This is a genomic window from Terrabacter sp. Ter38, assembly GCF_024519435.1.
Lineage (GTDB): Bacteria > Actinomycetota > Actinomycetes > Actinomycetales > Dermatophilaceae > Terrabacter.
Window position 1 is genome coordinate 170,383 of sequence record NZ_JALJRZ010000009.1, and the last position, 12,998, is coordinate 183,380.

11 protein-coding genes are annotated in these 12,998 nt (G+C 71.9%); 4 read left to right on the forward strand and 7 right to left on the reverse strand.

The genetic code is table 11. From position 1 onward, the window contains the following. Positions 1-85: 85 nt before the first annotated feature. Both NR112_RS17750 and thrS read right to left on the reverse strand, forming a co-directional pair. Positions 86-715 (reverse strand): HIT domain-containing protein, encoded by a 630-nt coding sequence (locus NR112_RS17750; RefSeq protein ID WP_256795615.1) that lies wholly within the window; start codon positions 713-715, stop codon positions 86-88. A gap of 769 nt (positions 716-1,484) precedes the next feature. After that, positions 1,485-3,470 (reverse strand): threonine--tRNA ligase, encoded by a 1,986-nt coding sequence (gene thrS, locus NR112_RS17755; protein WP_256795616.1) that lies wholly within the window; start codon positions 3,468-3,470, stop codon positions 1,485-1,487. 228 nt (positions 3,471-3,698) lie between these two features. Here thrS and NR112_RS17760 point away from each other — a divergent pair, with 228 nt between their 5' ends. Together NR112_RS17760 and NR112_RS17765 are read left to right on the forward strand one after the other, a co-directional pair. Continuing rightward, complete coding sequence (locus tag NR112_RS17760) at positions 3,699-4,619, forward strand: GNAT family N-acetyltransferase (RefSeq protein ID WP_256795617.1); 921 nt, start codon at positions 3,699-3,701, stop codon at positions 4,617-4,619. Beyond that, positions 4,620-5,540 carry a hypothetical protein gene (locus NR112_RS17765; RefSeq protein ID WP_256795618.1) on the forward strand — a complete coding sequence of 307 codons (921 nt, stop codon included), beginning with the start codon at positions 4,620-4,622 and terminating at the stop codon, positions 5,538-5,540. It abuts the gene before it with no gap. A 28-nt stretch (positions 5,541-5,568) separates the two neighbouring features. Here the strand turns inward: NR112_RS17765 and NR112_RS17770 are convergent, their stop codons facing one another. The 3 genes from NR112_RS17770 to NR112_RS17780 are packed head-to-tail and all read right to left on the reverse strand — an operon-like array spanning position 5,569 to position 9,051. Further along, the gene (locus NR112_RS17770; RefSeq protein ID WP_256795619.1) at positions 5,569-6,426 is read right to left on the reverse strand and encodes a MaoC/PaaZ C-terminal domain-containing protein; all 858 of its coding nucleotides are present in this window, start codon (positions 6,424-6,426) and stop codon (positions 5,569-5,571) included. A gap of 7 nt (positions 6,427-6,433) precedes the next feature. After that, the gene (locus NR112_RS17775) at positions 6,434-7,753 is read right to left on the reverse strand and encodes a 3-oxoacyl-ACP reductase (RefSeq protein WP_256795663.1); all 1,320 of its coding nucleotides are present in this window, start codon (positions 7,751-7,753) and stop codon (positions 6,434-6,436) included. 2 nt (positions 7,754-7,755) lie between these two features. Next, positions 7,756-9,051, reverse strand: coding sequence for an acetyl-CoA C-acetyltransferase (locus NR112_RS17780; RefSeq protein ID WP_256795620.1), 1,296 nt, complete (start codon positions 9,049-9,051; stop codon positions 7,756-7,758). A 98-nt stretch (positions 9,052-9,149) separates the two neighbouring features. Between NR112_RS17780 and NR112_RS17785 the strand changes: the two genes are divergently transcribed. Both NR112_RS17785 and NR112_RS17790 read left to right on the forward strand, forming a co-directional pair. Next, the gene (locus NR112_RS17785; protein WP_256795621.1) at positions 9,150-9,869 is read left to right on the forward strand and encodes a TetR/AcrR family transcriptional regulator; all 720 of its coding nucleotides are present in this window, start codon (positions 9,150-9,152) and stop codon (positions 9,867-9,869) included. A gap of 23 nt (positions 9,870-9,892) precedes the next feature. Continuing rightward, on the forward strand, positions 9,893-11,941 hold the full coding sequence (locus tag NR112_RS17790; protein WP_256795622.1) for an acyl-CoA dehydrogenase: 2,049 nt from the start codon (positions 9,893-9,895) through the stop codon (positions 11,939-11,941). Positions 11,942-12,076: 135 nt separating this feature from the next. Here NR112_RS17790 and NR112_RS17795 read toward each other — a convergent pair whose 3' ends face one another. Then, positions 12,077-12,598, reverse strand: a complete 522-nt coding sequence (locus NR112_RS17795; RefSeq protein WP_256795623.1) for a flavin reductase family protein — start codon at positions 12,596-12,598, stop codon at positions 12,077-12,079. A 49-nt stretch (positions 12,599-12,647) separates the two neighbouring features. Next, a complete protein-coding gene (locus NR112_RS17800) occupies positions 12,648-12,998 on the reverse strand; it encodes a hypothetical protein (protein ID WP_256795624.1) in 351 nt (116 codons plus the stop codon).

Here is a 12,998-nt window from a genome sequence, read left to right on the forward strand (position 1 = left end):
AGCGTACTGACCGGTCGGGTGTGCTCGGGCCCGGCGCACGCACCGTGGCGCGTCCGTGACCTGCAGGCCCTGCGCCGGGTGGTCCTCAGTCGGCCGGCCACGCGTCGACGAGGCGCTCACGGGTGTCCTCGAGCAGGACGGGCAGCGCCTTGGTCTGGCCGACGATGGGCAGGAAGTTGGAGTCGCCGCTCCACCGCGGCACGACGTGCTGGTGCAGGTGGGCCGCGACGCCGGCGCCGGCCACGGCTCCCTGGTTCATGCCGAGGTTGTAGCCGTGCGGCTCCGAGGCCGCCTCGAGGGCGCGCACGGCCCGCTTCGTCAGCGCCGTGAACTCGGCCGTCTCGTCGTCGGTGAGGTCGACGTAGAGGGAGACGTGACGGTAGGGGCAGACGAGGACGTGGCCCGGGTTGTACGGGAAGAGGTTCATCACGACGTAGCAGTGCTCGCCGCGGTGGACGATGAGGCCCTCGGCGTCGGTCTTGCCCGGAGCGGCGCAGAACGGGCAGCCGTGCCCGGCCTCCTCGGTGGGCCTGTCACCGAGGATGTAGGCCATCCGGTGCGGGGTCCAGAGCCGCTCGAAGCCGTCCTCGACGCGGGCGAAGTCGGTGGCCGGCTCGAGGGTGGCCTCGACGGTGGGCTCGGAGATGGGCTCGGAGATGGGCTCGGAGATGGAACTTCCACCCGTGGGCGTCGGGCCAGTCCCCTGCGTCGTCATGGTGACTGATCCTAGGACGACGCCCGCGACGGGAGACGACCTGCCGGCCGCGTGTCGATTTCCGCATCGTCCCGACCTTCGGTTCAATGGAGTCGGCCCTGCGGTGTGTGAGACCGCAGGGCCTTCGTCGTCCCGGCCTCGACGGGACCCGCACAGGGAACAGCCCTGCGGGTGTGAGAGCCGCAGGGCCGGCATCCTCTGACGCGCAGGCCTCGACGGACTCATCGGTCGAGGCTGCGCGAAGGAAGGTGAAGGCCCGGGAAGTATGAGTTCCCGGGCCTTCGGTTCCTCCTCGCCGAAGCGATTCGGAAACCGATCCGCCGAAGCGGCTCGGTTCATCATTTGTAACCCCCGCGACGCCGGCGCGCAAGCCCTGGTCGGCACTTTGTTCACCGCGCCCCGGAGGGGGCGGCGTGTCGCCCGGACACGCCGCCCCCTGACCCGTGGGGGCCGTCAGGGGCCTGTCAGCGGAGCGTCAGGGCGTACACCTCGAAGCGGTCGTCGGCGGACAGGGTGACGGACTGGAGCTGCCCGGGCAGCAAGGCGGCGTCGTAGCACGGGAGCGAGGTGCGCATGGAGGTTCCTGCACGGGCGACGACGATGTCCTGCCCGAGGCGTGACGCCCGGCGCGACGGTCAACCCGTGACCGGTGACCTGTCCGATGGACGTGGGACATCGGACCGAAGCAGACGTATGCCGCCGGGCCGGGTCCCGGTGAGGGGCACCCGGCCCGACGGCATACGTCCGCGGCTCCGGTCGAGGACGGCGCTCAGACCTGGGCGCGGCTCTCGATCGCGGCGAGGATCTCGCTGATGGCGTCGTCGACAGGCACGCCGTTCTTCTGCGAGCCGTCGCGGTAGCGGAACGAGACGGCGCCGGCGGCGCGGTCCTCCTCGCCCGCGATGAGCGTGAAGGGCACCTTCGACTTGCTCGCGTTGCGGATCTTCTTCGGGAAGCGGTCGTCGCTCGCGTCGAGCTCGACGCGGACTCCCTTGCGCCTCAGTCGGTCCAGCACCTCACCGAGGTAGTCGGCGTAGTCCTCGGCCACCGGCACGCCGAGCGCCTGGACCGGGGCGAGCCACACCGGGAAGGCACCGGCGTAGTGCTCGACGAGAACACCGAGGAAGCGCTCGATCGAGCCGAACTTGGCCGAGTGGATCATGACCGGCTGCTGGCGAGTGCCATCGGCGGCCTGGTACTCGAGGCCGAAGCGTTCGGGCTGGTTGAAGTCGTACTGGATCGTCGACATCTGCCAGGTGCGGCCGATGGCGTCTCGTGCCTGGACCGAGATCTTGGGGCCGTAGAACGCGGCGCCACCCGGGTCGGGCACGAGCTCGAGACCGGACGCGGTGGCGACCTCCTCGAGGACCTTCGTCGCCGCCTCCCACTGCTCGTCGGAGCCGATGAACTTCGAGGACTTCTCGCCCTCGGTGTCGCGGGTGGACAGCTCGAGGTAGAAGTCGTCGAGACCGAAGTCCTTGAGCAGGCCGAGCACGAAGTCGAGCAGGTGCTTGATCTCGGCGGGGGCCTGCTCGGCGGTGACGTAGCTGTGCGAGTCGTCCTGCGTCATGCCGCGCACGCGCGTCAGGCCGTGGACGACGCCGGACTTCTCGTAGCGGTAGACGCCGCCGAACTCGAAGAGGCGCAGGGGCAGCTCGCGGTAGGAGCGCCCGCGCGACTGGTAGATGAGGTTGTGCATGGGGCAGCTCATCGCCTTGAGCTGGTACTTCGCGCCCTCGAGCTCCATCGGCGGGAACATCGTGTCCGCGTAGTACGGCAGGTGGCCGGAGGTGTGGAAGAGCGCCTCCTTGCTGATGTGGGGAGTCCCGACGTACGAGAAGCCCTCCTCGATGTGACGACGTCGGACGTAGTCCTCCATCTCCCGCTTGATGACACCGCCCTTGGGGTGGAAGACCACGAGGCCCGAGCCCAGCTCGTCCGGGAAGCTGAAGAGGTCCATCTCGGCGCCGATGCGCCGGTGGTCGCGCCGCTCGGCCTCGGCGAGGCGGTCGAGGTAGGCCTTGAGCTCGTCCTTCGTCGGCCATGCGGTGCCGTAGACGCGTTGGAGCTGCGGGTTCTTCTCGGACCCGCGCCAGTAGGCGGCGGCCGAGCGCATCAGCTTGAAGGCATTGCCGATGAGCTTGGTGCTCGGGATGTGCGGGCCTCGGCACAGGTCGCCCCACGCGCGCGTGCCGTCACGGCGGATGTTGTCGTAGATCGTCAGCTCGCCGGCGCCGACCTCCACCCCGGCGCCCTCGGCCGCCTCGTCGGCGTTGCCGCCCTTGAGGCCGACGAGCTCGCACTTGTACGGCTCGTCCTTGAGCTCCTCGAGCGCGTCGGCGTCGGAGACGACCCGCCGCGCGAAGGTCTGCCCCTCGTTGATGATCTTCTGCATGGCCTTCTCGAGGGCCTTGAGGTCATCGGGGTGGAACGGGGTCTCGACGTCGAAGTCGTAGTAGAAGCCGTCACGGATGGGCGGGCCGATGCCGAGCTTGGCGTCGGCGTGGAGCGACTGGACCGCCTGGGCGAGCACGTGGGCCGTCGAGTGGCGCAGCACGGCGAGGCCGTCCTCGCTGTCGACCGTGACGGGCTGGACGACGTCGCCGGCGCCGAGGACGTGGAAGAGGTCGCGCAGCTGACCGTTGACGCGCGCGACGACGACGGCGCGGTCACCCTCGAAGAGCTCACCCGCCGTCGTCTGCTCCGCAACCGATCGCTCGCTTCCGGCGACAGTGACGGTGATCTGTGCAGACACGGTTGGTGCTCCTCGTTCGAACGGGACCCGCCGGCGGGCGGCGGGTCGTGGGGGTGCCGCAGCAGGCGGCTCGCTCAAGGGTATCGAGGGGTCGACGGGCCCGGCGACACGGTTTGGTCGTGGGACCACTCGGCTGGCCCGAACTGGCCTCGCGGAACGGCTCCCGAGCGGATACTGGTGAGCCGGGCGGCCGTCTCGGAGCGCGCCCCGGCACAGGAGGGGACGCCCGTGGAGCAGACGACCGACAGCCCGTCACCACCGGCCGAGCCGGCCGAGCCACCCGCGCCGCCGGTGCCCGGGTGGGAGTCGCTCGGGCTCGACCGGGCGACGGCGCTCGCCCTCGCCGAGACGGCCGAGGCGGAGTTCATGATCGCGCTGCACGACGGCGCACCCACCGAGGCGAAGGCCGCGCTGGGCATGCGGTCGGAACGTCTCGCCGGTGGCGTGGCCGTCGTCATGGCCGGCGACCCCACGGGCGGCTACTGGAACAAGGCCCTCGGCTTCGGCGTCACCGAGCCGGTCACGGACTCCCTCGTGGCGCACCTCGTGGACCTCTACGCGTCCGCCGGCGCCCCGGCCCTCTGCCTCCAGGTCGCTCCTGCCGCCATCCCGGCCGACTGGGACGACATCTGCGTGCGCCACGGCATCATGGGTGGGTCCGTCTGGGCCAAGCTGCTCCGCCCGGCGGCCACGCCGACGACCCCGTCGACGACCGACCTCCGGGTGGACACGATCGGCCCCGAGGACGCCGAGGTGTACGCCCGCGTCTTCGCCGGGGGCTTCGGGATGCCGCCCGAGCCGCACCTGCTCTCGATGTTCGCCGCCGCCGGGGGCGGCGGACCGGGGTTCAGCGCCTACGGCGCCTGGGACGGGGATGTGCTCGTGGCCGCCGCGAACCTGCACGTCGCGGGACCCGCGGCTGCCTTCTGCGGGGCGGCGACCCTTCCCGAGGCGCGCGGCCGTGGTGCCCAGTCGGCCTTCATGCAGCTGCGGGTCGAGGCGGCTCGCGCGGCCGGCTGCACGTGGATGAGCGCGGAGACGTGGCAGGAGCTCGAGGGAACCCACAACCCATCGCTCCACAACATGCTGCGCTCGGGCTTCGTCGAGGTCTACGACCGCCGCAACTGGGTCTGGCGGCCGGGGGCCTAGATGACCACGTCCATCACCGTGACGCTGGCGTCGCCGGCTGCCCACCAGGACGTCATCGAGCTCGTCGGCGCTCGGCTGCAGCACCTGACGAGGGCCGAGGTGGCCTGGCCGTTCGAGTCGCCCGAGGTGTTCACCCATCTCGTCGTGGCCGTCGCGAGGGACGACGACGAACACCTGCTCGGCGTGGGCCTGTCGCTCCGGCCCACGTTCGCACCGCCGGACAGGTCGATGCTCCGGGTCGTCGTCGCCCGTGACCACGAGGGCCACGGTGTGGGAAGCGCCCTGCGCCGGTTCCTGCTTCCCCACGTCCCGGACACGACCCGACGGCTCGGCGGAGGGGTCTACGACGACGAGCCGAGGTCGCTCGAGATCGTCCGCCACTGGGGTTTCGGCGTCGAGGAGCACGCCATCGACTCGGCCCTCGACCTCGTCGAGCACCCGCCCGAGGCCCCCATTGTGCCGGCAGGGGTCGACCTCGAGGAGGTCCCTGACCTCGAGTTCGACGACGAGGGCGCGGTCGAGGCCATGCTCCGGGCGAGCCAGACCAACCCCGAGGCGGCGGTCGGCTTCGTCATGACGCTCGAGAAGTTCCGCACGATGACGACGACCGGCGAGATCCCCATCTGCGTCGTCGCGCGCGTCGACGGCGCCCCTGCCGGGATCTCCTACGGGACGGTCAGCGCAGGCGAGCTCTTCATCGCCTACAGCGGCATCGACCCCACGTTCCGGGGCCGAGGCCTCATGCGTCTCGTCAAGCAGCAGGCGCACGTGGCCGCGACCGGGGCAGGGGCCACGAAGGCCCGGACCAACAACGAGGAGCACAACTCCGGCATCCGCCGGATCAACGCCGAGCTGGGCTACGTCGTGCAGAGCGGGGTGTACCGGCTCGTCCAGGACCTGGCCGCCGAAGACTCACGGTGAGCGGCGCCGTGAGCGGCGCCGTCGCCGGTCACCAGGTGTTCTCGACGACGGCGTGCTCGATCTCGCCCTTCGCGTGCTCGAGGACCGAGAGCGTGCGCGACGCCCCGAACGCCGTGCGCAGTCGCACCGACGACGGCAGCCGCACCGGCTTGCGGAACCAGACGCGGCTCGTGAGCCCGGCCTCCGGCAGTCGCGGTCCGAGTGCTGCGAGCACCCTGGCGTAGGAGTACATCCCGTGGGCGATGGCGCTCGGGAATCCGAGCGGCCTGGCGGTCAGCGCGTGCACGTGGATGGGGTTCCAGTCACCCGACACGGCGGCATACGCCCGTCCGGTGCCCTCGCCGAGGCGCCACAGCGGGCCCGTCCTGACGGCAGCGAGGGGATCGGTCGACGGTGGCTCGGACGGCTCGACATCGGGGTGCTCGGCGCCGCGTGAGAGGTAGGTGCTCACCCCGCGCCACACGACCTCGCCCCGCACCCCGACCTCCGACACGAGGTCGACCTGCCGGCCGCGACGGTGAGGTCGGAGGTCCTGCGCCCAGACCGAGACGTCGAGCGGCTCGTCGAGCTGGACGGGTCGCAGCGCCTCGATGCGGTTCTCGACGTGGACGGCACCGAGCAGCGGGAGGGGGAACCGGTCGCCGCTCATGACCTCCATCTGGAGCGGGAAGGCGACGAGGTGCGGGTAGGTGGGCGGCAACGTGCCGGACACCGGGAACCGGCAGACGCGGGCGTAGGCGACGAGCTCGTCGACGTCGACGCGTATGCCGGCCCGTGACCAGCGGACGTCGGGCAGGGTGTCGCTCGCGTTGCCCCGGCGGAGGGCGGCGGTGGCGTAGATCCGGCGCAGGTCGGGGGCCGCGTCGAGGGTGATCTCCTTGGTCATGGGACGCTCACGCCCCGAGCAGGCTCTGGCCGCAGACGCGGACCACCTGCCCCGTGACGGCCGCAGACCCGGGCTGGGCGAACCAGGCGATGGTCTCGGCGACGTCCTTCGGGTGTCCGCCCTGCTGGAGGGAGTTCATCCGGCGCCCGATCTCCCTCGTGGCGAAGGGGATCCGCGCGGTCATCTCCGTCTCGATGAAGCCGGGAGCCACGGCGTTGACCGTGATCCCGCGGCCAGCGACCTGGCGCGACAGCGCGGTGACGAGCCCGATGACGCCCGCCTTGCTCGCGCCGTAGTTCGTCTGGCCACGGTTCCCGGCGATGCCCGCGATCGAGGCGACGCAGACGATGCGGCCGCCGTCGGCGAGTCCGCCCTCGCCGAGGATCGCGTCGTTCATCCGCAGGACCGAGCGGAGGTTGACCTCCAAGACGCTGCGCCAGCGGTCGTCGTCCATGTTGACGAAGAGCTTGTCGCGGGTGATGCCGGCGTTGTGCACGACGACGTCGAGGCCGCCGTGCCGCGTCGTGGCGTGCTCGACGATGCGGGAGCCCGCGTCGTCCGCCGTGACGTCGAGCTGGAGCGCCGTGCCCCTGACCTCGTTGGCCACCGTGGCCAGTGCGTCACCGGCCGACGGGACGTCGACGGCGACGACCGTCGCGCCGTCGCGGGCCAGCACGCGGGCGATCTCGGCGCCGATGCCTCGTGCGGCGCCGGTCACGACGGCCACCTTGCCGTCGAGCGGGCGCAGCGCGTCGACGTCTCCGCTCGTGGACTCGTCGACCCGGACCACCTGGCCGTCGACGTAGGCCGAGCGCCCGGAGAGGAAGAACTCGACGGCGGATCTGACACCGTCGTGCGCATCTCCCTGCGCGAGCACGAGGTTCGCCGTCGCTCCCGCCCGCAGCTCCTTGCCGATGGAGCGCACGGCGCCCTCGAGGGCGCGCTGGGTCGTCACCGCGGCGACATCCGTCAGCGTCGCTGGGTCCGTGCCGATGACCACGACGCGACCGTTGCGTCTGAGCGCCTTGACCGCGGGGGCGCCGAGCAGGCGCAGCTGGTCGAGCTCGGCCGGGTCGGTGGCCGAGCTGAGGTCGAGGACCACCGCCCCGACCGTGTCGCCCGCATCGGTCAGCGTGGACACCGCGGCCACCCCCTCGCCCCCGAGCCAGGCGGCGATGCCGTCGGCGAAGCGGCCGGCGCCCGCGACGAGTACGGGCCCCTCGCACAGCGGCATACCGGGCTCGTATCGGCGCAGCCGGGTCGGTTGTGGCACGCCGACCTTCCGGGCCACGGGCGAGCTGACGATGGTCGTGAAGAGGTCGGGCATGCTCATGCCTCCAGGATCGCGACGACGCCCTGCCCACCGGCAGCGCAGATGGAGATGAGACCTCGGCCTCCACCGGCCTCCTTGAGCTGCTTGGCGAGCGAGGCCACGATGCGGCCGCCCGTCGCGGCGAAGGGGTGGCCCGCGGCAAGCGAGGAACCGTTGACGTTGAGCCTGCTGCGGTCGATGGAGCCGAGCGGCGCGTCGAGGCCGAGGCGCTCCCGGCAGAAGTCGGGGTCCTCCCAGGCCTTGAGCGTCGTGAGCACCGTCGCGGCGAACGCCTCGTGGATCTCGTAGAAGTCGAAGTCCTGCAGGGACAGCCCGTTGCGGGCGAGCAGGCGCGGGACGGCGTACGCGGGGGCCATGAGCAGGCCCTCGTCGCCGTGGACGTAGTCGACGGCCGCGGTCTCGGCGTCGACGAACCAGGCGAGCGGCGTCAGCCGGTGCTCGGTCGCCCACTCCTCGCTCGCGAGCAGCACTGCAGAGGCGCCGTCGGTCAGGGGTGTCGAGTTGCCGGCGGTCATGGTCGCGCCCTCACCCTTGCCGAAGACGGGCTTGAGCGTCGCCAGCTTCTCGACCGTGGAGTCGGCGCGGAGGTTCGTGTCGCGCGAGACGCCGAGGTAGGGCGTGACGAGGTCGTCGAAGAAGCCCCGGTCGTAGGCGGCGGCGAGGTGCTGGTGGCTGGCGGCGGCGAGCTCGTCCTGGGCTTCACGCGTGATGCCCCACTGCGCGGCGGTCAGGGCCATGTGCTCACCCATCGAGAGCCCGGTGCGAGGCTCGACGTTCTCGGGGATGGCCGGCACGAGGTGACCCGGGCGCAGGCCCGTGAGCGCCTTGGCGCGCTCTCCGGCGGACCGGGCGCGGTTGGCGGCGAGGATCGTCTGGCGCAGACCTTCGCTCACGGCGATCGGTGCGTCGCTGGCGCTGTCGACGCCCCCGGCGATGCCGGCGTCCACCTGCCCGAGGGCGATCTTGTTGGCGACGAGGACGGCCGCCTCGAGCCCGGTGCCGCACGCCTGCTGGATGTCGTAGGCCGGGGTCGCGGGGTCGAGGCGGGTTCCGAGCACGGTCTCACGGGTGAGGTTGAAGTCGCGGCTGTGCTTGAGGACCGCTCCGGCGACCACCTCGCCGAGCCGCTCCCCCGCGAGCCCGAAGCGGGCCACGAGTCCGTCGACGGTCGCCGTCAGCATGTCCTGGTTGGACGCCTTGGCGTAGGGGCCGTTGGACCGGGCGAAGGGGATGCGGTTGCCCCCGAGGACCGCGACTCGACGCGGCGCGCGGGGGGTGGACTGGGAAGCCATGGGTCTCTCCTGCTGTCGGATGTCTGACCTGTCGTTCTCGACCAAGATAACCGAAACCGGAAGTAGTCGATACAGCCAGTACCTGTTACTTTCGAGAAATGGACAACGACGTGGATCGTCCGGGACACGCTCCCCCCGCCCCTCGGGACGGGCGGGACTCACGCTGGGAGCGCCACCGCGAGGAGCGTCGCGCCGCCCTCGTCGACGCGACGATCCGCGCCATCCGCACGCACGGGGCGGGCGTCGGGATGGACGACATCGCGGCCGAGGCCGGCACGTCCAAGACCGTCATCTACCGCCACTTCGATGACAAGGCCGGTCTCTACCGCGCCGTGGCCGCCCGCATCGACGGGCGTGTCGTCGGCAACGTCGGGGCCGCCCTGGGCCGGTCGAGCACACCGCCGGCGGACACCCGCGAGCTCGTCGCGTCGACCGTCGAGGCCTATCTCGCCCTCGTCGAGTCCGACACCGAGGTCTACCGCTTCGTCGTCAACCGGCCGCTCGTCGACCTCCCGCTCGCCGACGACCCCGTCGGAGGCACGGTCGACCAGGTGACGGACCAGCTGACCGGTCTGCTCCTCGAGGCTCTCCGGTCGCCGGCGACCGACCCGTCGCGGGCCCGCACGTGGGCCATCGCGCTCGTCGGCTCCGTGCGTGCGGTCGCCGACGACTGGCTCGCCACCCCCGAGACCGACCGTGCTCCGCGCGCCGCCGTGGTCGACTCCCTGACCGACCTCGCCTGGCACGGGCTCGCCCCTGTCCTCACGGCCCACTCCGCCACGCACCCGACCACCTCCCCGACCACCGCGACCCCCTGAGGTCCAGACCGGAAGGCACCGAGATGTCCACGGCCACAGACTCCCCCATGGACTTCCCCGCCGACTCACGCCGCAGCTCCTCCGTCGGCTCACCTGCCCCCGATGGCTCCGCCGGGCAACAGCACCCCGACCCGGGCCACGGCCCCGCGCCCCGGGCCCGCCCCGCGCTGACCGCGGCGCTCCGCTCCCACCTCGACGGCCCGTTCGGCGAGGTGCGTGACCACTGCCGAGCGCTCGACGCCGCGACGTTCGGACCGCCGTCGGCCCCGCTGCCGATGGACGAGCACCGCTCCCGTGTCACGACCCAGCTCGCAGCCCTGGCGGCCGAGCCGTACGCCGCGCGCGGGTTCCCCGAGCACCAGGGCGGCACCGCCCGCTACGCGGAGGCCGTCGCCGCCTTCGAGATGCTCGGTCACACCGACCTCTCGCTCTTCGTCAAGGCCGGCGTCCAGTGGGGCCTCTTCGGCGGCGCCGTCTCCCTCCTCGGCACGACCCGCCACGACCACCTTCTGCCCCGCATCATCTCCGGCGAGCTGCAGGGCTGCTTCGCGATGACCGAGACGGGCCACGGCAGCGACGTGCAGAGCCTGCAGACGACCGCGACCTTCGACGCGGGGACCGACGAGATCGTCGTCCACTCACCCGTGCCCGCAGCACGCAAGGACTACATCGGCAACGCAGCTCGCGACGGGCAGACCGCCGCGGTCTTCGCGCAGCTCGTCGTCGGCGGCGAGTCCCGCGGCGTGCACTGCGTGCTCGTCCCCATCCGCGACGAGTCCGGCACTCCCGCAAGGGGTGTGACCATCGAGGACTGTGGTCCCAAGCTCGGTCTCGGCGGCGTCGACAACGGACGGCTGCTCTTCGACCACGTCCGGGTGCCGCGCACCAACTTGCTCGGCCGCTACGGCGACATCGGCGACGACGGCACCTACACGAGCCCCATCGACAACCCCGGCCGCCGCTTCTTCACCATGCTGGGCACGCTCGTCCGCGGGCGCATCTCGGTGGCCGGTGGGGCGGGCGCCGCGGCCCGTTCGGCTCTGGCCGTCACGACGGCGTATGCCGCCGGGCGCCGCCAGTTCGCCGCGCCCGGCGCCGAGGTGGAGACGACCGTGCTCGACTACCGGACCTACCAGCGGCGCCTGCTGCCGAGGATCGCGACGGCATACGCCCTCCAGCTCGCCCAGCACGAGCTCGTCTCCGCGATGGACGACGTGCTCGCCGGGCGCGCGAGGTCCGAGGAGGACCAGCGGCGCCTGGAGACCCGGGCCGCGGGGATCAAGGTGCTGACGACCCGGCACGCGACCGACACCATCCAGGAGTGCCGCGAGCTGTGCGGCGGCGCCGGCTACCTCTGGGCCAACCGCCTCGCCGCGCTCAAGGCCGACACCGACATCTTCACGACCTTCGAGGGCGACAACACCGTGCTGCTCCAGCTCGTCGCCAAGTCGCTCCTCGCCGAGTACCAGGCGACGTTCGGCGATCTCGACACGGCCGGCATCGTGCGTTTCGGCGCACGGCTGGTCGGCGGCACCGTCATCGAGCGTTCGTCGGCGCGGGGCATCATCCAGCGACTCGTCGACGCTGCGCCGGGCCGTGAGGAGGACGTCACGTTCGGCATCCGCGGCACCCAGCTGCGTCTGCTGCGCGAACGCGAGGAGCACCTGATCGAGGGCCTGGCCCGACGACTCCGCCGGGCGACCGCTCCCGGGGCCGACGCGTTCGCGATCTTCAACGCGACGCAGGACCACCTCGTCGACGCCGCCATGGCACACGTCGAGCGCACGGTGGCCGAGACGTTCGCCGCCTCGGTCGAGTCCTGCACCGACGACGGGGCCCGCGCCGTGCTCACCCGGGTCTGCGACCTCTACGCCCTGTCGACGATCGAGCGCCACAAGGCGTGGTACCTCGAGCACGACCGGCTGAGCCCCGCGCGCGCCAAGGCGCTCACCGCCCTCGTCAACGAGGTCTGTTCGGAGCTGCGCCCGCACGCCACGACGCTCGTCGACGCCTTCGGCATCCCCGAGGACCTGCTGACGACGGAGATGTCGGGACGGCCTGAGTCGGCGTGAGGTCGTGCGGCTCGTGTCGCCCGAGCGCACACGCCTGGCGATCTCATGCTCGACGTGCCGCAGGGGCGGGCGCGCGGACTGCAGCGTGGCCACCGACACGGAGGTCGTATGCCGTCCGGCGCCTTCAGTCGAGCCTCACTCGTTCGCGCGCTGGTAGCGACCGCGCCGGTGCACGAGCGGGGCGTCCTCGACCCCGACCTCGGCGTGCTCGATCGTCGCCTCGACGAGCACCGACCACCCGACGTCGCGGCGGCTCGCCGGATCGAGGCGCACGCCCATCCACGTCGTGGCATGGCGTGGCCGCGGACCCCAGTCGGTCTGCTCCCAGTCGATGAGCCGGAAGGCCCCGCCGGGCGCGGGCATGACGCCGGCGAAGACGTCGGCGAGGCGCTCGTCGCGCGCGCCCAGGAGCGTGACGACGGCGGTGCCGGTCTCCGCGAGCGCGTCCAGGACGTCGGCGTCGGGATGCAGGAGTCCGACGACCCGGCCGGGGTCCCCGGTGGCGACGAGGTAGGACGACACCGTGAGGCCGACCCGCTCGATGCCTTCGCCTGCCGTCCAGAGCGACACCGTGCCCCCGATGCGCCCGCGCAGTCGCCGGACCGGGTCGCGATCCTCGTCGGGAGTGTCGAACGGGTGCTCCGTGTGGATCGTCATCTCGTGTCCCCGCCCGGGAGCGGTGCAGTCCGGGAACCGGGACGAGTGCTCACTCGGCCTCGGCGACGAGCAGCGCGTCGTCGACCGACACCTCGCCCGGCTCGATGACCCGGGCGTAGACGCCGGCGCACTGCGAGGGCGTCCGGGTCACCTCGAGCCTGCACTCACCGATGCGGACGATGCGGCCCACGAGCTTCTCGAGCACGGACGACTCCATGTCGAGGACGATGTTGGCCTTGGGGTGGGTCGCGACGAAGTCGTCGGCCGAGACGAGGTGCACGGCGTGCTTCTTGGAGCGGTTGCCCTCGGGACCGGTCTCGGTCACCTGGACGGAGGCGAGCTCCTGCCCGGGAGCGTCGGAGTCGGGGTAGATGAACAGGCTCGAGACCGCAGCGATCAT